Raw genomic sequence first — 20902 nt, 5'->3', positions numbered from 1 at the left:
ACCCCCCCCCCCCCCCCCCCCCCCCCCCCCCCCCCCCCCCCCCCCCCCCCACCCCCGCCCCCCCCCCCCCCCCCCCCCCCCCCCCCCCCCCCCCCCCGGCCCGAAGAGCTCCGTCAGGAGCGCTGGGTCACTTGACGGTGACCTTGGCGCCAGCGGCCTCGAGGGCGGCCTTGGCCTTCTCGGCGGCCTCCTTGGCAACCTTCTCCAGGACCGGCTTCGGGGTGCCGTCAACGAGGTCCTTGGCCTCCTTCAGCCCGAGGGAGGTCAGGGCGCGCACCTCCTTGATGACCTGGATCTTCTTGTCGCCGGCGCTCTCGAGGATGACGTCGAACTCGTCCTGCTCCTCAGCGGCCTCGGCCGGGGCGGCCGGGCCACCGACGACGGCGACGGCGGCCGGGGCGGCAGCCTTGACGTCGAACTTCTCCTCGAAGGCCTTGACGAACTCGGAGAGCTCGATGAGGGTCAGCTCGGCGAACTGCTCGAGCAGCTCTTCCTGGGACAGCTTCGCCATGATGGCGTCCTTCCACTAAATCGGCAGGTGCCGGATGTACGGGATGGCGGGCGTACGGGCCCGCTGCGACCGGAGGTACCGGACGCTGAGCGTTCAGGCCGGAGCCTGATTACTCGGCAGCCTCGGTGGTGTCCTCGGCCTCGGCGGGAGCCGGCGTACCGGCACCGCCCTGCTCGACCTTCGCCCGGAGCGCCTCGGCGGTGCGGGCGAACTCCACCAGCGGAGCCTGGAAGGTAGCCGCGGCCTTGGCCATGGACGCCTTCAGACCGCCGGCCAGCTTGGCGAGCAGCACCTCGCGGGACTCGAGGTCCGCGAGCTTCTTGATGTCATCGGCGGACAGCGCCTTGCCATCAAGGACACCGCCCTTGATGATCAGAGCGGGGTTCTCCTTGGCGAAGTCACGCAGAGCCTTCGCCGACTCCACCGGGTCACCGGCGACGAAGGCGACAGCCGTCGGACCCGCGAACAGGTCGTCGAGCTCGTTGATCCCGGCCTCGTTGGCAGCGATCTTGGTCAGCGTGTTCTTCACCACGGCGTACTGGGCGTTCTCGCCCAGCGAGCGACGCAGGGTCTTGATCTGCTTCACCGTGAGACCGCGGTACTCGGTCAGCACGGCCGCGTTGGAGCTGCGGAACTTGTCCGCGATCTCCGCGACGGCAGCGGCCTTGTCGGGCCTTGCCATAGGCTTACGCCTCCTTCCGTGATGTCGAGGTCGGCCGACCTTGGACCAGTCGACCTACTGCGCCTCGGACCGACGGAGAAGGAAGCTCCTGCACAAAACAGTGAGAGCCCCGGTGCGCAGGCGCACGGGGCTCAAGAGAACCTCGACGGTGGCACGGCAAGCCGCGCGGACCGGAAGTCCAAGCTCCAAACACTCCTGCGCGGGCTGCCTGCGACGAGGCGCAGATCCTTCGGCCACCTGTCTCCTTGCGGACACGCGGCGACAACCAGCGGTCTTTGGCTTGGACGACTGTACTCCATCCCGGGAACCTCGACCAAATCACCGCATCACCGGCACCTGGAGCCAGGATCTGCCCGCCGGACCGGTCCTGGTCCTGCCCTGGTCCTGTCCTAGTCCTGGGTGTCGTTCTCGGCCGGGGCCTGGACCGCGAAGGCGCCGCCGTAGTCGCTGTAGTCGACGGTGTGCTCCAGGGTGCCCTGGCTGCCGCTGCCGAGCAGGTGCAGCTGGACCGGCTGGTCCTTGTCGTTCAGCCAGAGGTCCAGGGTCAGGGTGGTCACGCCGCCCTGGGAGAGCGCGCCGGCCAGCGCCTGGGAGCGGGCGGGGGTGAGCAGCGCCTGCTGGGCGGCGGCGTAGTCGGCCACCGTGACGGTGGCCTGGTAGTGCTCGGTACTGGTGTCGCCGACCTTCTCCTCCCCCAGCAGCTGGAGGTCGGGGGCGGCTGCCGCGGCGGTCACCGCGTACAACGGGTTGATCTGGTCGATCAGGGTGGAGAACGGGATCTCCGGGCGGCCGTCCGGGCCTATCGTCTCGTCGGTCTTCTGCCAGTGCTTACCGCCGAGCTTGGCCGCGGTGGCCGCGTCGCCGCCCTGGTAGGCCACCGTGTCCAGGACGATCAGCTGGTCGGTGGCGCCCGGGGTGGTGTGGGTCAGCTGCATCACCGTGCGCGGCGCCCAGAACAGCACCCCGTCCGCGCTGTCCACGTCGGTGGCCGCCGGACCGGCGAACTGGTAGCTGAACTTGGCCCGACGGGCCGACTGCAGCTCCAGCGCGGAGGAGAGCATCACCCCGCGCGGCGAACGGTCGGTGGGCCGGGCCCCGGTGGGGGACGGCGAGGCGGTGGACGGGGAGGGGGACGGGCCGGCCTGGTGCGACGAGCCACCGCAGGCGGCCAGACCGCCGATCAGCCCGGCGGCCACCACCAGCGCCGCCGCCCTCCGCCGTGCTGCCACGTCCGCCTCCTGGTCCCGTTCCGTCCCTTCAGGTTGCCACGCGACCGCTCAGCAGCTCCGGGCGGGCCGGGTCAGCCGCCCAGCGCGCCCACCAGCTTGGCCGCGTCCGCCGGGCTGATCAGGTCGTTCGAGGCCGGCGTGGCGACGCTCACCGCGGTGCCGAAATCGGTGTAGCCGACCGTGAGCACCACGGGGGCCGCCTGGGCGGAGCCGCCGGAGCTGCTCTCCTTCTGCTGGACCAGCTCACCCTTGGCGTCCAGCCAGAAGTCCGTGGTGACGGTCGAGCCGGGCTGCAGCAGGGCGAGCACGGCCTGGCGGTGGGCGGCGTCCAGCGCGGCCAGCCCGTCCACCAGGGTCTGGGCCGGCACCGTGCTCCGGTAGTGCTGGGTCGGCACGCCGTTCACGGTCTCCGCGCCGACCGCGCTGAGCTCGCCGCTCTGGGTGGCGGCGCCGAGCTGGAGGGCCGGGTCGAGCAGCGCGGTCATCGCCTGCAGCTGGGCGCCCTGGCCGCCGGCGGCGGTGGAGAGCTTCAGCCAGTGCTTGCCACCGGTCAGCGCGGCCTGCTGGGCGTCGGCGCCGAGGTAGGGCTGGCCGTCGACCACCCGGACCTGGACCGGCTGGCCGGCCTCCGTCATGGTGACGTCCAGGTCGCCCTGGCCCTGCCAGGAGTACACCCCGTTGCCGTTGTACGGCGCGCCCAGGGTGACCTTGGCACTGCCGAGCTTCTGCATCTGCGCGGCGGCGGCCAGCAGCGCCACCTTCGGGCTGCCGGCGGCGCTCCCGGCGGCCGGAGCAGCGGCGCCGGCCGACGAGGCGGCGGCCGGCGCCGAGCTCTTGGCGCTGCTCCCGCAGGCCGACAGGGCACCCAGCAGCAGCGCGGTGGCGGTAACCGTCGAAGCGATCCGTACAACTCGCACGAACATCCCCTTTTGAGCCGAATTGCTCATCTCGGACGACAGCGGACTCTAGTCGAGAGAACGGACTGCCGGGCGGGGGGATTCGGTTCCCGGGTGCGGGAACGCCGAAGGGCCCGTACCCCGGAAAGGGATACGGGCCCTGACGGTGCTTCAGAACCCTGCGGTTCGGACCAGGTGGATCAGACCGACGCTGTGCCCATGGGCTGGTCCTGCCGCTTCGCTCGCAAGCTCGCTCAGCGTCAGACCGACGCTGAGCTTCCTGACTGGTCCTGCCGCTTCGCTCGCAAGCTCGCTCAGCGTCAGACCGACGCCGGGTCCTCCTCGACGAGGAGGTTGCGGGTGCGGTTCGGGTCCACCTGGATGCCGGGGCCCATGGTGGTGGAGACCGCGGTCTTCTTGATGTAGCGACCCTTGGCGGCGGACGGCTTGGCCCGGAGGACCTCGTCCAGCGCCGCGGCGTAGTTCTCGACCAGCTGCTCGTCGGTGAAGGAGGCCTTACCGATGATGAAGTGCAGGTTCGAGTGCTTGTCGACGCGGAACTCGATCTTGCCGCCCTTGATGTCCGTGACAGCCTTCGCCACGTCCGGGGTGACGGTGCCGGTCTTCGGGTTCGGCATCAGACCACGGGGACCGAGCACGCGGCCCAGGCGGCCGACCTTGCCCATGAGGTCCGGGGTGGCGACGACGGCGTCGAAGTCCAGACGACCCTTGGCCACCTCGTCGATGAGCTCGTCGGAGCCGACGATGTCGGCGCCCGCAGCCTCCGCAGCCGCGGCACGGTCACCGGTCGCGAAGACCAGGACCCGGGCGGTCTTACCGGTACCGTGCGGCAGGTTGACGGTGCTGCGGACCATCTGGTCGGCCTTGCGCGGGTCGACACCCAGGCGCATGGCGACCTCGACGGTCGCGTCGAACTTGGTGGTGGAGGTCTCCCGGGCGAGGCGGATGGCCTCGAGCGGGGCGTACAGGCGGCCGGGCTCGACCTTGGTGTCGGCGGCCTTGAGGGCCTTGCTGCGCTTCACTGCTGCTCCTGATTGCTTGGAGTCGTGGTGTACGGGCCGCGCCGGCCCTACCACGCGGGACTGGCTCGCGTCGGTCCCAGGGATGGGGAAGGAGGTCAGCCCTCGACGGTGATGCCCATGGACCGGGCGGTACCCGCGATGATCTTCTCCGCGGCGTCCAGGTCGTTGGCGTTCAGGTCGGGGAGCTTGGTGGTGGCGATCTCACGGACCTGGGCGCTGGTGAGCTTCGCGACCTTGGTCTTGTGGGGCTCGCCGGAGCCCTTCTCCACACCCGCGGCCTTGAGGATCAGCTTGGCGGCCGGCGGAGTCTTGGTGATGAAGGTGAAGCTGCGGTCCTCGTAGACCGTGATCTCCACCGGCACGACCATGCCACGCTGCGACTCGGTCGCGGCGTTGTAGGCCTTGCAGAACTCCATGATGTTGACGCCGTGCTGACCCAGCGCGGGGCCGACCGGCGGGGCCGGGTTGGCCGCACCGGCGTTGATCTGGAGCTTGATAAGCCCCGTGACCTTCTTCTTCTTGGGAGGCATGTCTCTCCGGGTCCTTCCTTCGATGGGTGTGCGTACGGCTCCGGGGCGACACCCGGCTGTGGGTACACACAGCTGACCAGGCTAACGCGTGCGCGTCGCTGGACCAAAACGGGTTCGGGGTGGAGCCGTGGCCCCACCCCGAACCCGAAGATCTGGACTAGTTCTTCTGGATCTGGTCGAACGACAGCTCGACCGGGGTCTCCCGACCGAAGATCTCGACCAGGCCCTTGACCTTCTTCGAGTCCGGGTTGATCTCGTTGATGGTCGCCTGCAGGGTCGCGAACGGGCCGTCGGTGACGGTGACCGAGTCGCCGACCTCGAAGTCGAGCACCTGGATCTCGACCGGGCGGACCGGCGAGGCCTTGCCGGCCTCCTTCGCGGCGGCCCGCTCGACGTCGGGGGCGAGCATCTTGACGACCTCGTCCAGGGTCAGCGGGTACGGGTCGTAGGCGTTGCCGACGAAGCCGGTGACACCCGGGGTGTTGCGCACCACGCCCCAGGACTCCGGGGTCAGCTCCATGCGGACCAGCACGTAGCCGGGGAGCTTGTTCTGCCGGATGGTCTTGCGGTCGCCGTTCTTGATCTGGACGACCTCCTCCTGCGGCACCTCGGCCTGGAAGATGTAGTCCTCGACGTTGAGCGAGACGGCGCGCTGCTCCAGGTTCTGCTTCACCCGGTTCTCGTAGCCGGCGTAGGTGTGGATCACGTACCACTCGCCGTACATGCCCTTGAGTTCCTCGCGGAACTTGGCGACCGGGTCGGTCTCGACCTCGGCCTCCTCGACGGTGGCCTCGTCAGCGGCCTCGGCGGACTCGGCGACCAGCTCCTCCTCGGTCACCTCGTGCATCGCGGCCTGCTCGGCCGGCAGGCCGGCCTCGGCCTCGTCGGCCGCCTGGACCTCGTCCTCGTCGCTGTCCACGGCGTCGACGATCTGCTCGGCGTCCGCGGTGCGGGCGCCGGCCTCGGCGTCGTCGGCAGCCTCAGCCGCATCCTCGGCGGCGACATCCGCAGCCGCCTCGCGGACGGTCTCGTCGGCGTCGTACAGGGGGGACTCAGACACGGTGGCTGCTTCTTTCCTGGAGGGGTGGAGATGGTACGCGTCCGCGCCGTAACCGCTCGCGCCGGCGACGCGGGCGTGGTGGGTTACGGCTCGACGTCTCAACAGTACCGAGTCAACGGTAGCGGGCTCGTCCGGTCGGCGCCGACAGCGCGACCCGGGCCGTTGGTCCGGCCCGGGTCGCGGGAGGTGCTGCGGCGGCTGTCCGCGCGGATCAGCCGAAGATCAGGAAGGTCAGCTTGGCGAAGCCCGAGTCCAGCCCGGCCACCACGCCGATGATCACGGCCACGAACACGACCACGACGCTGGTGTAGCTCATCAGCTCGCTGCGGGTGGGCCAGACGACCTTGCGGAGTTCCGCGATGATCTGCCGGTAGTACAGCCCGATGCGGGCGAACAGGCCGCGCTTGGCGCGCTTGCCCGACTTCTTGTCGCCACCGCCGGCGCGCTTGCGCTCGCGCCGCGAGAGGGTCTTCTCGGTGCCCTCGGCGACACCGTCCGACGCCGCGCCGGCGCCCTCGTGGTTGCCGCTCTCAGGCGTTGCGGTGGAGCCCGTGGTCTCCGTCACTCGTCCTCACCTGAATCCGGGTCCTGCCGAGTGTCACTGACGTACTCCTGGTGAGTACGGGCGATCCGGCGAAAGGCAGTACTGAACAGGGCCCTCTCTGCATCAAGCCCGCTCGCTCTGGTGGAGCGAACGGGCTGACACGGAAAAAGCAGCAGGGCACGAGGGACTCGAACCCCCAACCACCGGTTTTGGAGACCGGGACTCTACCAATTGAGCTAGTGCCCTACAGCGCCTCGCGGCACTTGAGATGCCCCCAACCTACCCCATCGGTCCCCCTGCGCGGTGAACGCTCGGGTGATGTGGTGCGGCCGGAGCCATCGATCAGTGAGTGTACGGGTTCCTCGGCGTTTGGTCGAACCTCTTCCGGAGCCACCCCTCCGACGGATCCGCAGGTACGGATCGTGAAACCCCGCCGCACGCGCCCTGCGGGTTCTGCGACCATGCAGGTATGAGCGCTTCCTCCTCCGCCCACACTGCCCCCGCCGACCGCCGGGTCTCCGCTCGGATCGGCGCCATCGCGGAGTCCGCGACCCTCGCCGTCGACGCCAAGGCCAAGGCTCTCAAGGCCGCCGGCCGCCCGGTGATCGGCTTCGGCGCCGGCGAGCCGGACTTCCCCACTCCGGACTACATCGTCGCGGCGGCCGTCGAGGCCTGCCAGGACCCGAAGAACCACCGCTACACCCCGGCCGGCGGCCTGCCCGAGCTCAAGGCGGCCATCGCGGCGAAGACGCTGCGCGACTGCGGCTACCAGGTGGACCCCTCGCAGGTGCTGGTGACCAACGGCGGCAAGCAGGCGATCTACGAGGCCTTCGCGGCCATCCTCGACCCGGGCGACGAGGTCATCGTCCCGGCGCCGTACTGGACCACCTACCCGGAGTCGATCCGGCTCGCGGGCGGCGTGCCGGTCGAGGTGGTGGCCGACGAGACCACCAACTACAAGGTCTCGGTGGAGCAGCTGGAGGCCGCCCGGACCGAGCGCACCAAGGTCGTCCTCTTCGTCTCGCCGTCCAACCCGACCGGCTCGGTCTACACCCGGGCCGAGACCGAGGCGATCGGCCGCTGGATCGCCGAGCACGGCCTGTGGGTGCTCACCGACGAGATCTACCAGCACCTGGTCTACGGGGACGCCGAGTTCAGCTCGCTGCCCGCGCTGCTGCCGGAGCTGGCGGACAAGTGCATCGTGGTCAACGGGGTGGCCAAGACCTACGCGATGACCGGCTGGCGGGTCGGCTGGCTGATCGGCCCCAAGGACGTGGTGGCCGCCGCCGCCAACCTCCAGTCACACGCCACCTCGAACGTCAACAACGTGGCGCAGCGGGCGGCACTCGTGGCGGTGAGCGGTGACCTGTCGGCGGTGGACGAGATGAAGGCCGCCTTCGACCGCCGCCGGCGCACCATCGTGCGGATGCTCAACGAGATCGAGGGCGTCTACTGCCCCGAGCCGGAGGGCGCGTTCTACGCCTACCCCTCGGTCAAGGCGCTGCTGGGCAAGGAGATCCGCGGCCGCCGTCCGCAGACCTCGGCCGAGCTGGCGAGCCTGATCCTGGACGAGGCCGAGGTGGCCGTCGTCCCGGGTGAGGCCTTCGGCACCCCGGGCTACCTGCGGCTCTCCTACGCGCTGGGCGACGCCGACCTGGCCGAGGGCGTCGGCCGGATGCAGAAGCTGCTGGGCGAGGCCCGCGACTGATCCCGGCGGTCCCCCGGAACGTGGCGCCCCCTTCACCCCTTCGGGGGACCTGAAGGGGGCGCTTCCCGTTCCGGGGGTGGATGCGGCAGGATCAGCGAATGGACCACCTGTCAGGCTCCCGCGACCTCCGGCAGCTGCCGAAAGCCCATCTGCACCTGCACTTCACCGGCTCGATGCGCCCGGCCACCCTGCTGGAGCTGGCCGAGAAGCACCGGGTCCGACTGCCCGAGGCGCTGAGCTCGGGGCAGCCCCCCAGGCTGCGGGCCACCGACGAGCGGGGCTGGTTCCGCTTCCAGCGCCTCTACGACACCGCGCGCTCGGTGCTGCGGGACGAGCAGGACATCCGCCGGCTGGTCCGGGAGACCGCCGAGGACGAGCTGGCGGACGGCTCGCGCTGGCTGGAGATCCAGGTGGACCCGACCTCCTACGCGCCCCGGCTGGGCGGGCTGATCCCGGCGCTGGAGCTGATCCTGGACGCGGTGCGGGAGGCCTCCGCCGCCACCGGGGTGGGGATCCGGGTGCTGGTCGCGGCGAACCGGATGAAGTCGCCGATGGACGCCCGGACGCTGGCCCGGCTGGCCGTCCGCTACGCCGACCAGGGCGTGGTGGGCTTCGGCCTCTCCAACGACGAGCGGCGCGGGCTGGCCCGCGACTTCGACCGGGCCTTCGCGATCGCCCGGAAGGCCGGGTTGCTGGCCGCCCCGCACGGCGGCGAGCTGGCCGGCCCGGAGTCGGTCCGGGACTGCCTGGACGACCTGGGGGCCGGTCGGATCGGCCACGGCGTGCGGGCCGCCGAGGACCCGCGGCTGCTCCAGCGGCTGGCCGACCGGCAGATCACCTGCGAGGTCTGCCCGGCCTCCAACGTGGCGCTCGGGGTCTACGAGAAGGCCGAGGCGGTGCCGCTGCGGACGCTCTTCGAGGCGGGCGTGCCGCTCGCGCTGGGCGCGGACGACCCGCTGCTCTTCGGCTCCCGGCTGGCCGAGCAGTACGAGCTGGCCCGCCGGGTGCACGGTTTCTCCGACGCCGAACTCGCCGAGCTGGCCCGGCAGTCGGTGCGGGCCACCCGGGCGCCGGAGGAGGCCCGCAAGGAGCTGCTGGCCGAGATCGACGCCTGGCTGGCGGCCGAGTAGCCGGGGCCCGTCCCCTCCTACAGCTCGACGCCGACCAGGACCGGCTCGTTGACCAGCTCGACGCCGAACGATGCCCGGACGCCGTCCCGGATCTCCCGGGCCAGTGCGAGCAGGTCCTCGGTGGTGGCCCGGCCGCGGTTGGTGAGCGCCAGGGTGTGCTTGGTGGAGAGGGTCGCCGGGCCCTTGCCGTAGCCCCTGCCGAAGCCGGAGCGGTCGATCAGCCAGGCGGCGGAGGTCTTGGTGTGACCGTTCGGCGCGGGGTAGGCGGGCGCGGCCAGGTCGCCGAGCCGGGCCAGGAACGCCTGGTACTCGTCCGGGGTGAGGATCGGGTTGGTGAAGAACGAGCCGGCCGACCAGGTGTCGTGGTCGGCCGGGTCCAGCACCATGCCCTTGCCGCCGCGCAGCGCCAGCACGGTCTGGTAGGCGGCCCGCAGCGGCACCCGCTGACCGGCCTCGACGCCGAGGGTCTTGGCCACCTCGGCGTACCGGACCGGGCTGGAGGCGCCGTCGGCCCGCTCCAGGCCGAACCGGACCCGCAGCACCACGTAGCGCTCGGGGGTGGCCTTGAAGCGGCTGTGCCGGTAGGAGAAGGCGCAGTCGGCGTTGCCGAGGGTGACCGTCTCCCCCCGCTCGCGGTCGTAGGCGACCACCTCGGTGATGCTGCCGGCCACCTCCTGGCCGTAGGCGCCCACGTTCTGCACCGGGGTGGCGCCGGCCGAGCCGGGGATGCCGGCCAGGAACTCGATGCCGGCCAGGCCCGCCTCCACCGTGCGGGTCACCGCGTCGGCCCAGACCTCGCCGGCGGCCAGCTCCAGCGCGGTGCCGTCCAGGGTGAAGCCGGTGGTGGCGATCCTCAGCACGGTGCCGTCGAAGCCGGCGTCGCCGATCACCAGGTTGCTGCCGCCGCCGATCACCAGCAGCGGCTCGCCGGCGTCGTCGGCCGCGCGGACGGTGTCGATCACCTCGGCGTCGGTCTCCGCGACGACCAGGCGGCGGGCCGGGCCGCCGAGCCGGAGGGTGGTCAGCGGGGCGAGGGGGGCGTTTTCGAGTACCTGCACGCCCTTAGCGTACGGGGACCGCCGCGACCGACCGCCCGCGGCGGCGGCCGGACGCGGTATCCCCCGGTGGCCGGTCAGGCCTCGACGCGCGCGAGCGGCGCGGGGGCCGGCCCGGCCGGGGCGTCGCCCGTCCGGCGGCGCGGGAGCAACGCGGCGGCGACGGCGGCCACCGCGACCGCCGCGGCGCCGGTGTACAGCGCGGGGACCAGGCCGTCCGTGAAGGTGTGGGCGGTGCCGTAGCCGCCCCGGGCGGAGAAGACCGAGGAGAGCACGGCCACCCCGAGCGCCCCGCCGACCTCGCGCATCGCGTTGTTGGCGCCGGAGGCGATCCCCTGTTCGTGCGGGGCGACGCTGGCCATCACCAGACTGGCGGTGGGCGCGAAGTAGAGCGACATGCCGACCCCGCAGACCACCAGGGTGGGGATCTGGGCGCCGTACGAGGTGCTGTGGTGCGCGATGGTGGCGAACATGGCCAGGCCGAGCGCCTGCAGTGCCAGCCCGGTGACCACGATGGGCCGGCCGCCGATCCGGTCGGAGAGGACGCCGGCGAGCGGCGAGACCAGCAGCGGCATCCCGGTCCAGGGCAGCATCCGCACGCCGGCCTCGGTCGGAGTGGTCCCCAGCACGGTCTGCAGGTACTGGCTGATCAGGAAGATCGAGCCGAACATGCCCAGGAACATCAGCAGGCTGGCGACGTTCACCGCGGTGAAGGAGCGGCCGCGGAAGAGCCGCATGGGCAGCATCGGGTGCGCGGCGCGCAGCTCGTGGCGGACGAAGCCGGCCAGGAAGCCCGCGCCGGCGACCAGGCCGGTGAGCACCGGCGCGCTGGTCCAGCCGTCGGCGTTGCCGCGGACCAGGGCGAAGACCACGCCGAACAGGCCGAGGCTGACCAGCACGGTGCCCGGCACGTCCAGCGCCCGGCCGGCGCCCCGGCTCTCGGTGAGCCGGCGGAGGGCGAACGGGAGCAGCAGCAGGCCGATCGGCACGTTCAGCCAGAAGATCCACTGCCAGGACAGGTGCTGGGTGAGCGCGCCGCCGATCAGCGGGCCGGTGGCGACGGCCAGGCCGTTGACGCCGGACCAGATCCCGAAGGCCGCCCCGCGCCGGGCGGCCGGCACCGCGGTGGTGAGCAGGGTCAGCGTCAGCGGCATCATCACCGCGGCGCCGGCGCCCTGCACGGCCCGGGCGACGATCAGCGCGTTGATGCCCGGGGCGAGCGCGGCGGCGGCCGAGCCCGCGGTGAAGACGGTCAGGCCGGCCAGGAAGAACCGGCGGCGGCCGAACCGGTCGCCGAGCGCGGCGCCGAGCATCAGCAGCACCGCGAAGGTGAGGGTGTAGGCGCTGACGGTCCACTCCAGGTCGGAGAGGCCGCCGCCGAGGTGGGCCCGGATGGACGGCAGGGCGGTGGTGACGACGAGGTTGTCCAGCGAGGCCATGAAGCCGGCCACGCTGGTGATCACCAGGGTCCAGACCGCGGTGCGGCCGAAGCCCGGCGTGCGGTCGGTGCTGTCCCGCATCGGAGGTTTCCCCTTTATTGATAGTTATCAATCAATAACTTCTCTGGGCCGAAAGAAGGGCCCGCTCCCGCGGGCCGCTCTCCGGCTACCCGGTCTTCTCCTCGTCGGCTACTCGGCCTTCTCCTCGTCCCCCTCGTCGTAGGCCGCCCAGACCGGGTGTTCCATCGGGAAGCCCATCGCGACCAGGGCGTTGATCAGCATCCCGTGACCGAAGAACTCGGCGGCGCCGACGTGGTCGCCGCCCATCCGCAGCCGGGCGTTCTCCCAGAGCTCGAACCAGGACGCCCGGACCGCGTCGCCGAGCTCGACGTCACCGCCCGCCTCCGCGCCGGCCACCGCGACCTGCATCTGCATCTGCATCAGCAGCTGGTCACGGTCGGCGATGAACTCCAGGTAGGCCGCACCCATCGCACCCCGCGCCTCGGCGCCGGTCAGCCCTTCCGAGGCCCGGTCGAAGGCCCGCCAGACGTCCTGGCAGCAGCGCCGGCAGGCCTCGATGAAGATCGCCTGCTTGCCGGGGAAGAGCCGGAAGAGGTACGGCTGCGAGACCCCGACCCGGCGGGCGATCGCCTCGGTCGAGGTGCCGTGGTAGCCGCCCCGGGCGAACTCGATCAGCGCCGCGCGGATGACGCTCTCGCGCCGCTCCTCGGCCGTCATCCGGATGCTCGCCCTTGCCACGGCCGCTAAGTTAGTGGCCAATCACTACTTGGTCAAGCGGGAAAAACGGGCGGGCCCGCCCGGGGCCCGCCCGCCGTCTCCGGTCAGGCCAGCTGGACCACCGCGCGGCTCATCCCGAGCACCTTCTGGCCGGCGCTGGTGGCGACCAGGTCCACCCGCACCCGGCGGTCCTCCAGCAGCGCGGCGACCTTGCCGGTGACCTCGATCATCGCGCCCACGCCGTCGTTCGGGACCACCACGGGCTTGGTGAAGCGGCAGCCGTACTCGACCACCGAGGCCGGGTCACCGGTCCAGTCGGTGACCACCCGGATCGCCTCGGCCATGGTGAACATGCCGTGCGCGATGACGTCGGGCAGGCCGACCTCCAGCGCGAACCTCTCGTTCCAGTGGATCGGGTTGAAGTCGCCCGAGGCACCGGCGTACTGGACCAGGGTGGCCCGGGCCACCGGGAAGCTGCCGGCCGGGAGCTCGGTCCCGACCTCGACCTCGTCGAAGCTGACGGCCATCGCGTTACTCCCCCGCCTCATCGGTGGCCGCCCGCGCGACCAGCGTCATCAAGGACGTCACCACGTGCTCGCCGCCGTCGTCCAGCAGCTCGCCGCGGACCGTCAGGACATCGTTGCCCGCCAGCGACTTGATGGCGTCGATCGAGATGACCACGCTCAGGCGGTCGCCGGCGCGGACCGGGCGGGTGTAGGCGAACTTCTGGTCACCGTGCACCACCCGGCTGAAGTCCAGCCCCAGCTCGGGATCCTCGACCACCTGGGCCGCCGCCCGGTAGCTCAGCACGAACGGGAAGGTCGGCGGGGCGATCACGTCCGGGTGGCCGAGGGCCTTGGCCGCCTCCGGGTCCCGGTAGGCCGGGTTGGCGTCACCGATCGCGGCGGCGAACTCGCGGATCTTCTCCCGACCGACCTCGTACGGCTCGGTGGGCGGATACGTCCGCCCGATGAAGGAGGGGTCGAGCGGCATGGACTACTCCTCAGATTCCGTGGTGCGAATACGACTTCAGGCCGCACCCCGACGGGATGCGGCCTGAAGGCGAGGACCTGGTGCTCACACAGGCCCGGTGACTCCCTGCGGGGTCAGCGGGTCTCGCGGTGGGCGGTGTGCGAGTTGCAGCGGGGGCAGTGCTTCTTCATCTCAAGACGGTCCGGGTCGTTGCGCCGGTTCTTCTTGGTGATGTAGTTCCGCTCCTTGCACTCCACGCAGGCCAGCGTGATCTTCGGGCGGACGTCGGTGGCAGCCACGGGAGTGCCTTCCTTGGACAATGGGTGATGACACGACAAGAGTAGCCGATCGGGAGTACGACCTCCCGATCGACTACGCGGGGTAGCGGTGACCGGACTTGAACCGGTGACACAGCGATTATGAGCCGCTTGCTCTACCAACTGAGCTACACCGCTTTGGATGATCGAGAACCCAGCGAAGTGGGAATCCCGCTCACCAGAGCCCCCATGCGGAATCGAACCGCAGACCTTCTCCTTACCATGGAGACGCTCTACCGACTGAGCTATAGGGGCGAACCGGTCGAACGAGGAAGACATTACACGGTTCCGGCCCAGAGATGAAATCCGTATCCGGGCCGGAAGATCGCAGGTCCGAGGGCCGCACGGGCGGGCGGAGCGAGGCCGGGCGTTCGGCCGACCGGCGACTCGCGCGAGCCTCCCGGCTCCGTACCCGCGCGGACCATAGGCTCGACCGCCAGTGATCGCTCTGCCCCGACCGTTCCGGCCCGCTGGACGGGGGCGGCAGGGCGACGGGCGCAGCAGGACTGGGAGGAGCCGGCCGATGAGCGCGGACAGCGCACCCGCCGACGGACCAGAACCCGGCCCGACCGGCCCCGGTGACCCGCCCTCGCCGCCGCACGCCGGCCCGGAGGGGCCGCTCAGCCACGGGCCGGTGCTGCTGCTGGCTGGCGCCCGGCTGGTCGACGGGCGCCTGGTGGACGTCCGGATCAGCGGCACCCGGATCCAGGCGGTCGGCACCGCCGGCAGCCTCGGCCCGCTGCCGCAGGCCGCGCTGCCCTGCGGCAGTGCGACGGTGACCGGTGCCCGGATCGACCTCACCGGCTACCTGCTGCTGCCCGCCCCGGCCGAACCGCACGCGCACCACGACAGCGCCTTCTCCGCCACCGTGCCGCCGCCCACCGCGCTGCCGGCCGCGCCGCCCACGACGCCGGCCGCCACCCCGGGCGATCCGGAGACCCCGGCGGAGCTGGTTCGCCGGGTCACCGAGGCCGCGCTCACCTCGCTCGGCTACGGCGCCACCGCGCAGCGCACCCACGTCCGGATCGGCGACGTGCACGGGCTGCGCCGGCTGGAGGCCGTGCTCACCGCCCGGCAGGCGCTGCGCGGGCTGGCCGAGCTGCAGGTGGTGGCCGTCCCGCGGCTGCTGACCGGGGTCGCCGGCGCGGACGGCCGGGCCCGGCTGCGCGAGGCGCTCCGGCTCGGCGCGGACGCGATCGGCGGCTGCCCCGAGCTGGACCCGGACCCGGTCGGCTACGTGCAGACGCTGGCCGGCGCGGCGCTGGACTTCGACTGCCCGGTCGATCTGCACACCCGGGCCGCCGACCAGGCCCAACTGGCCAGGATCACAGCGGTGTTGGCACCACTGCGGCCGCGGGTGGCGTTCGCGCCGTGCGACCGACTGACGCCCGGCGGGGCAACCGTTCTGCGGACGGCCGGAGTTCGGGTGGTCTGCCTGCCGCAGAACGGCTCCTGCTGCGGGGTGGACGGCCAGCCCGAGGGCTTGAGCCCCATACTGGTGAAGGAGTTGATGGGTGGTCAGATCGCCCTGGCGGCCGGCAGCGGGGCGCTGCGCGACCTGGCCAACCCGGTCGGCCGGGCGGACCCGCTGGAGGCCGCCTACCTGCTGGCGGCGGGCGGCGGGCTGGGCACGGTGGCCGCGTACGAGGCGGTGAGCAACCAGGCCCGGCTGGTGATGGGCCTGCCGCCGGTCCGGGTGGACGCCGGGTTCCCGGCCGAGCTGCTCGCGGTGCGCGGGGACAGCCTGGCCGGGGCGCTGGCCGGCGGGCACAGCCGGCTGGTGGTGCACAGCGGCCGGGTGGTCTCCCGGACCAGCGCGGTACGGGAGTTCGCGGACACCGTGGCGCTCGCCCTGCCCCGGCAGAGCGGGCACCGCTGAACCGGCTCAGCGGTACTCGCGCAGCCGGGGGCGGACCCCGAGGACGCTCAGGCCGACCACGAGCAGCAGCAGGACCCCGCCGAGCACCGTGGTGCCGGTGCCCAGGTCGCTGTCGGCGGCCGAGACTGCCTGGTCGAAGGCGTGCTGGTTGATCCCGATCACGTTGTCGAAGGCGTTGCTCAGCACCGTGAAGTCGCCGTCCGACTGGCCGGGCGCGGTGCCGGTGTCGAAGGCGATGGCGTCCGACAGCTCCCCCTCGGCCTGGAGCGAGCGGATCTTCCGGTCGTCCGCCTGGTAGGTCTGGAACGAGGTCAACACCTTGTCCGCGGCGGCCTGTTCGCCGGGGAAGGTGATGTTGCGCAGCTCGTCGCCGAGGTAGCCGCCGAACCCGACCTTGGCCGGATCGGCCAGCACGGCGGCGGCCAGCGGGGCGAGTCGGCCGTCGTAGCTGTCCAGGGTCGCGCCGTCGATCTGGACGATCGACTGGGTCTTGTCGAAGAAGCTCTGCTGGTAGGCGGCGGCCCGGGAGGGGTCGGTGAGGTAGCGGCTCTCGTCGGCGTTGCTGTCGTAGGCCACCGCCTTGGCCCGGCTGAGCGCGATCACCGAGTCGTAGGCGTTGCTCTTGGCCACCACCAGGTGCTGGTCGGCGCCGGAGGCCAGCGACAGCAGGTAGACCAGGCCGGCCGCGGTGAGCACGGTGGCCAGCGCGAGCGGCGGGTTGACCACCCGGCGGAACCGGACCGCCAGCGTGCGCTGCAGGGCGAGCGGCGCCGTCAGCGCGAGCAGGCCGACGATCAGCAACCACCACCAGCCGGAGCCGAGTGCGGCCCGCTGGGAACGGTAACTCCCGTCCACGACGGCCGCGTTGCTGTTGGCCACCTGGTCGGCGGCGGGCAGCAGCCGCTGCCGGAGCAGGTCGGTGGCCTGCTGGTAGTCGGCCAGCGCGTCGGCCGGCGGCTTGCCGGGCTGCGCCTTGGCCGTGCTCTCCTCCAGGTCGGAGCGGGCCACCAGGGCCTCGTACTGGCCCAGCGCGCCCAGCACGGCGGCGACCGCCTGCTGCCCGGAGGGGTCGTTGGCGCTGGCCTCGGCGGCCTGCTGGAGGTCCTGGTCGGCCTGGGCCCGGCGCTGCTGGTAGGTGTTCTCGACCGCCTGGCGCTCGGTGGAGTCGGCCGGGGTGGCGCCGACCAGCAGCAGGTTGGCCGCCTGGGCGTCCAGGTCGCTGAGCGCGAAGTAGAGGTCGGAGGCCCGCTCGGCCTGCGGCGCGGCCCGGTGGCCGATGGTGTCGATGCTGTCCCGGGCGCCGCCCAGGACGGTGCCGGCGACGGCCGCCAGGGCCAGCAGACCGGCCAGGCTGAGGCCGGTGAGCGCGCGGACCCGGCGCGGGGTGGTCCAGTAGGCGTCGGTGAGCAGCCGGTTCCTGGTCCGGCCCGGGGCCGCGGCGGAGGGACCGGTGCGGGGATCGCGCGGCGCGGGAGCCGTCCCGGCCGTACCCGAGCCCGTCTCCGCCGACAGGCTCTCCCCCGGTACGACCGTCGCTCCTGCTCCCGCTGCCATGGCCGCGCGTCCCCTCCCCATCACCTGGCCGCCGGTCGGGACGGGCCCCGGTCGGGGTCCGCCGTGTCCGGCGCGGTCCAGCTCCTGACCCGGTATGGGACCGGGCTCCCCCACGGAGCGGAGCGGAACCGTTTCCTCACGACTGACGCTAGGCCCGAGGCGATCGATTCTGCTCCGTCCTGACGCCCCCTTGGCGCCGCGAGCACCGGTCTTGACGCACCCTTAGCGCCCGTGGGGCCCTAAGGCTCGTAGCGGTAGCCGATGCCGGGTTCGGTGATCAGGTGCCGGGGTCGGGCCGGGTCCCGTTCCAGCTTGCGGCGCAGGCCGGCGAAGTAGACCCGCAGGTAGTTGCCGCGCTCCTCGTGGTCCGGCCCCCAGACCGTGCGGAGGATCTGCCGACCGGGCAGCAGCCGGCCCGGGTTGCTGAGCAGCATGGTCAGGATCCGCCACTCGGTCGGGGTGAGCCTCAGCTGGCCCTCACCGCCGTCGGCGCGCACCACCGTGCAGGCCGCCAGGTCGATCAGGTGGTCGCCCAGCACGGCCCGGGTGCCGGGCGCGGGGGCGGCCGGGCGGCGCAGCACCGCGCGCAGCCGGGCGAACAGCTCGTCCATCAGGAAGGGCTTGGTGACGTAGTCGTCGGCGCCGGCGTCCAGCGCCTGGATCTTGTCGTCGGCGCCGCTGCGGCCGGAGAGCACGATGATCGGCACCGGCAGCCGGCTGCGCAGCCGGTGGATCACCTCGACGCCGTCCAGGTCCGGCAGGCCCAGGTCGAGCAGCACGGCGTCCGGCCTGGTCCGCTCGGCCGAGTCCAGCGCCGCGCTTCCGGTGTCGGCGGTGGCCACGTCGTACTTGCGGGCCCGCAGGTTGATCCGCAGCGCGCGCAGCAGCTGCGGCTCGTCGTCCACCACCAGGATGTGGCTCATGCCGGCACCTCGAACGGCCGGCGGCGCGGGTCGGTCGGCTGGTTCACAGGGTCCCCTCCTCGGCTACCGGCAGGGTGAGCAGCATCGTGGTGCCACCCCCGGGGGTGTCCTCGACCTCCAGGGTGCCGCCCATCGCCTCGGCCAGGCCGCGGGAGAGCGCGAGGCCCAGGCCCACGCCGCTGGTGTTGTCGGTGTCGCCGAGCCGCTGGAAGGGCAGGAACACCCGGTCGCGGTCGGTGGGCGGAATGCCGGGACCGCGGTCGGCGATCCGGATCTGCACCTGGTCCTGGTGCGCGCTGGCGGTGACCAGCACGGGCGCGCCCGGCGCGTTGTGCCGCAGCGCGTTGGTGATCACGTTGGCCAGCACCCGCTCCAGCAGCGGCGGGTCGGCCAGCACCGCGGGCACGTGGTCCAGGTCGAGCGGCTGCACCGGGACCTGCGGGTCGGGCAGTGAGTCGAGCGCCCGCGGCAGCACCTCCTCCAGGTGCACCGCGGCCAGGTTGAGGGTGAGCGCGCCGGCCTGCAGCCGGCTCATGTCGAGCAGGTTGTCCACCAGCCGGTTCAGCTTGACCAGCGACTCGTCCGCGGTGGCCAGCAGCTCGGCCTGGTCCTCGGGCGAGAACTCGACGTCCGGGCTGCGCAGCGAGCCGACCGAGGCCAGCGCCGCGGCCAGCGGGGTGCGCAGGTCGTGGCTGACGGCGGCGAGCAGCGCGGTGCGCATCCGGTCCGCCGCCTTGATCGGCTCGACCTCGGCGGCCACCGCGGCCAGCCGGTCGCGCTCCAGCGCGGCGGCGACGTGCGCGGCGAAGGCGGTCAGCACCCGCTGCTCGTCGGCCGGCAGCCGACGGCCGGCCAGGATCAGCAGCGCGTCCGAACCGACCGGTACCTCGGTGGTGTCCCGCTCGGCGGCCTGCTCGCCCGAGCCGTCGCTGCGGGCGATCACCTCGCCGGTGGCGCGGGAGAGCAGGGCCACCGAGTCCAGGCCGAAGGTGGTCCGGGAGTGCTCCAGCAGGGTCGGGATGGCCGAGCCGCTGCCTCCGCTGCCCTCCCGGGCGCGCAGCACGCTGCCGGCCAGCGTGCTGAGCGTCTCGGCCTCGGCGGTGGCCCGGGCCGCCCGGCTGGTCTGCCGGCCGGCCCGGTCCACCACGGTGGAGACGGTGAGCGCGACCGCCGCGAAGACCAGCAGCGCTATCCAGTTGTTGGTCTCGCCGATGGTGAAGGTGTGCACCGGCGGGATGAAGTAGTAGTTCAGCAGCAGCGAGGCGACCAGCGAGGCCACCAGCGCGGAGACCGCGCCACCGAGCAACGCGACCGCCACCACTCCGAGTTGGAAGAGCAGTGCGTCGGTGGTCAGGTTGACCGTGTGGTGCAGCTGGGAGAGCAGCGCGGTCAGTGCGAAGGGCAGCAGCAGGCCGGAGCCGAAGCCGGCCACGGTCCGCCGCCGCGAGTGCCGGCGACCCAGCGAGGGCAGCCGGCCACGCCTGGTGAACTCGTGGGTGACCATGTGGACGTCGATGTCCTCGGACTGGTCGACGGTGGTCTCGCCGATGCCCGGGCCGGTCAGGAAGCGGTTGACCCGGCCGCGCCGACTGGTGCCGAGCACCAGCTGGGTGGCGTCGTTGGCGCGGGCGAAGGCGAGCAGCGCGCTCGGGATGTCGTCCCCGACCACCACGTGGTAGCTGCCTCCCAGGGTCTCCACCAGCTGGCGCTGGGTGGCCAGCGCCGCCGGTGAGGCACCGGCCAGCCCGTCGCTGCGGGTGACGTGCACCGCCAGCAGCCGGTTGTCGCCCTGGCCGCCGATCGTGCGGTCGGCGATCCGGGCGGCGCGGCGGATCAGGGTCTCCCCCTCCGGCCCGCCGGTGAGCGCGACCACGACCCGTTCGCTGGTCTCCCAGACCCGGTCGATGCGGTGGGTGGACCGGTACTCGCGCAGCCCTTCGTCGACCCGCCCGGCCACCCAGAGCAGGGCGAGCTCGCGCAGCGCGGTCAGGTTGCCGACCCGGAAGTAGTTGGTGAGCGCGGCGTCCACCTTCTCGGCCTTGTAGACGTTGCCATGGGCCATCCGGCGCCGGAGCGCCTGCGGAGCCATGTCGACGAGTTCGATCTGGTCGGCCCGGCGCACCACCTCGTCCGGCACGGTCTCCCGCTGCGGGATCCCGGTGATCTTCTGGACGACGTCGTTCAGGCTCTCCAGGTGCTGGATGTTCACGGTGGTGATCACGTCGATGCCGGCGGCGAGCAGTTCCTCGATGTCCTGCCAGCGCTTGGCGTTGCGGCCGCCGGGGATGTTGGTGTGCGGCAGCTCGTCGACCAGCGCCACGGACGGCCGGCGGGCGAGCACCGCGTCCAGGTCCATCTCGCGGAACTCGGTCTCCCGGTAGATCCGGTGCAGCGCCGGGACGATCTCCAGGCCGTCCAGCATGGCCGCGGTGTGCTTGCGCCCGTGGCACTCGATCCAGCCCACCACCACGTCCGCCCCGCGTTCCTGTCTGCGACGGGCCTCGTCCAGCATCCGGTAGGTCTTGCCGACACCGGGGGCCGAACCGAGGTACACCCGTAGCCGGCCGCGCCGTGCCGAGGCGCCGGGGCCGAGATCGCGAGCCATGGAGGTCTCTTTCACACAGGATGGGCGGAAACGTGGGCGGGCCGGCCCGGGCGCTCGGGGAGATCATCCCCGGGCCCGGGCCGGCCG

20 protein-coding genes and 3 tRNA genes are annotated in these 20902 nt (G+C 72.3%); 3 read left to right on the top strand and 20 right to left on the bottom strand.

Translation table 11 applies throughout. The features are described 5' to 3' along the window. Positions 1-127: 127 nt before the first annotated feature. The 9 genes from rplL to ACZ38L_RS26465 all read right to left on the bottom strand — a co-directional run bounded on the left by rplL (position 128) and on the right by ACZ38L_RS26465 (position 6741). Positions 128-511 (bottom strand): 50S ribosomal protein L7/L12, encoded by a 384-nt coding sequence (rplL, locus tag ACZ38L_RS26505; RefSeq protein ID WP_465697821.1) that lies wholly within the window; start codon positions 509-511, stop codon positions 128-130. A gap of 109 nt (positions 512-620) precedes the next feature. Then, positions 621-1193 (bottom strand): 50S ribosomal protein L10, encoded by a 573-nt coding sequence (gene rplJ, locus ACZ38L_RS26500; protein WP_396555490.1) that lies wholly within the window; start codon positions 1191-1193, stop codon positions 621-623. A gap of 389 nt (positions 1194-1582) precedes the next feature. Beyond that, a complete protein-coding gene (locus ACZ38L_RS26495; RefSeq protein ID WP_465697819.1) occupies positions 1583-2422 on the bottom strand; it encodes an SCO4651 family lipoprotein in 840 nt (279 codons plus the stop codon). Between the two features lie 71 nt (positions 2423-2493). Beyond that, positions 2494-3339, bottom strand: coding sequence for an SCO4651 family lipoprotein (locus ACZ38L_RS26490; protein ID WP_465697817.1), 846 nt, complete (start codon positions 3337-3339; stop codon positions 2494-2496). Between the two features lie 299 nt (positions 3340-3638). Continuing rightward, positions 3639-4361, bottom strand: coding sequence for a 50S ribosomal protein L1 (gene rplA, locus ACZ38L_RS26485; protein ID WP_465697815.1), 723 nt, complete (start codon positions 4359-4361; stop codon positions 3639-3641). A gap of 95 nt (positions 4362-4456) precedes the next feature. Further along, positions 4457-4891 (bottom strand): 50S ribosomal protein L11, encoded by a 435-nt coding sequence (gene rplK / locus ACZ38L_RS26480; RefSeq protein WP_396555498.1) that lies wholly within the window; start codon positions 4889-4891, stop codon positions 4457-4459. 157 nt (positions 4892-5048) lie between these two features. Continuing rightward, complete coding sequence (gene nusG / locus ACZ38L_RS26475) at positions 5049-5951, bottom strand: transcription termination/antitermination protein NusG (protein ID WP_465697813.1); 903 nt, start codon at positions 5949-5951, stop codon at positions 5049-5051. A gap of 211 nt (positions 5952-6162) precedes the next feature. Continuing rightward, complete coding sequence (gene secE, locus ACZ38L_RS26470) at positions 6163-6516, bottom strand: preprotein translocase subunit SecE (protein ID WP_465697811.1); 354 nt, start codon at positions 6514-6516, stop codon at positions 6163-6165. Between the two features lie 152 nt (positions 6517-6668). Next, positions 6669-6741, bottom strand: a tRNA-Trp gene (locus ACZ38L_RS26465). Positions 6742-6964: 223 nt separating this feature from the next. Between ACZ38L_RS26465 and ACZ38L_RS26460 the strand changes: the two genes are divergently transcribed. Both ACZ38L_RS26460 and ACZ38L_RS26455 read left to right on the top strand, forming a co-directional pair. Further along, complete coding sequence (locus ACZ38L_RS26460) at positions 6965-8203, top strand: pyridoxal phosphate-dependent aminotransferase (protein WP_465697809.1); 1239 nt, start codon at positions 6965-6967, stop codon at positions 8201-8203. 98 nt (positions 8204-8301) lie between these two features. Beyond that, entirely contained in the window at positions 8302-9333 is a 1032-nt protein-coding gene (locus tag ACZ38L_RS26455) for an adenosine deaminase (protein ID WP_465697807.1), read from the top strand. A gap of 17 nt (positions 9334-9350) precedes the next feature. Here the strand turns inward: ACZ38L_RS26455 and ACZ38L_RS26450 are convergent, their stop codons facing one another. The 8 genes from ACZ38L_RS26450 to ACZ38L_RS26415 form a co-directional block, all read right to left on the bottom strand. After that, positions 9351-10391, bottom strand: a complete 1041-nt coding sequence (locus ACZ38L_RS26450; RefSeq protein WP_465697805.1) for a UDP-N-acetylmuramate dehydrogenase — start codon at positions 10389-10391, stop codon at positions 9351-9353. A 74-nt stretch (positions 10392-10465) separates the two neighbouring features. Further along, a complete protein-coding gene (locus ACZ38L_RS26445; protein WP_465697803.1) occupies positions 10466-11908 on the bottom strand; it encodes a DHA2 family efflux MFS transporter permease subunit in 1443 nt (480 codons plus the stop codon). 108 nt (positions 11909-12016) lie between these two features. Continuing rightward, positions 12017-12565: a TetR/AcrR family transcriptional regulator gene (locus tag ACZ38L_RS26440; RefSeq protein ID WP_465697833.1), complete on the bottom strand. Its 549-nt coding sequence runs from the start codon at positions 12563-12565 to the stop codon at positions 12017-12019. A 104-nt stretch (positions 12566-12669) separates the two neighbouring features. Beyond that, positions 12670-13092, bottom strand: coding sequence for a MaoC family dehydratase (locus tag ACZ38L_RS26435; RefSeq protein ID WP_465697801.1), 423 nt, complete (start codon positions 13090-13092; stop codon positions 12670-12672). A gap of 4 nt (positions 13093-13096) precedes the next feature. Next, positions 13097-13558 (bottom strand): FAS1-like dehydratase domain-containing protein, encoded by a 462-nt coding sequence (locus ACZ38L_RS26430; RefSeq protein WP_465697799.1) that lies wholly within the window; start codon positions 13556-13558, stop codon positions 13097-13099. Positions 13559-13671: 113 nt separating this feature from the next. After that, positions 13672-13836: a 50S ribosomal protein L33 gene (gene rpmG, locus ACZ38L_RS26425; RefSeq protein ID WP_006604855.1), complete on the bottom strand. Its 165-nt coding sequence runs from the start codon at positions 13834-13836 to the stop codon at positions 13672-13674. 83 nt (positions 13837-13919) lie between these two features. Further along, a tRNA-Met gene (locus tag ACZ38L_RS26420) sits at positions 13920-13992 on the bottom strand. Positions 13993-14036: 44 nt separating this feature from the next. Further along, positions 14037-14109: transfer RNA gene (locus ACZ38L_RS26415), tRNA-Thr, on the bottom strand. Between the two features lie 268 nt (positions 14110-14377). Here ACZ38L_RS26415 and ACZ38L_RS26410 point away from each other — a divergent pair. Beyond that, a complete protein-coding gene (locus ACZ38L_RS26410; RefSeq protein ID WP_465697797.1) occupies positions 14378-15733 on the top strand; it encodes an amidohydrolase family protein in 1356 nt (451 codons plus the stop codon). 6 nt (positions 15734-15739) lie between these two features. On the opposite strand, the gene ACZ38L_RS26405 is transcribed toward ACZ38L_RS26410, so the two are convergent. The 3 genes from ACZ38L_RS26405 to ACZ38L_RS26395 all read right to left on the bottom strand — a co-directional run bounded on the left by ACZ38L_RS26405 (position 15740) and on the right by ACZ38L_RS26395 (position 20815). After that, complete coding sequence (locus ACZ38L_RS26405) at positions 15740-17287, bottom strand: hypothetical protein (protein WP_465697795.1); 1548 nt, start codon at positions 17285-17287, stop codon at positions 15740-15742. Between the two features lie 239 nt (positions 17288-17526). Further along, positions 17527-18210: a response regulator gene (locus tag ACZ38L_RS26400; protein WP_465697793.1), complete on the bottom strand. Its 684-nt coding sequence runs from the start codon at positions 18208-18210 to the stop codon at positions 17527-17529. Between the two features lie 43 nt (positions 18211-18253). Next, positions 18254-20815 (bottom strand): ATP-binding protein, encoded by a 2562-nt coding sequence (locus ACZ38L_RS26395; RefSeq protein ID WP_465697791.1) that lies wholly within the window; start codon positions 20813-20815, stop codon positions 18254-18256. Positions 20816-20902 lie beyond the last annotated feature (87 nt).

It is taken from the genome of Kitasatospora sp. NPDC024654, assembly GCF_055559155.1.
The sequence above is the reverse complement of the archived record's forward strand: the minus strand, read 5'-3'. Positions and strand labels throughout refer to the sequence as shown.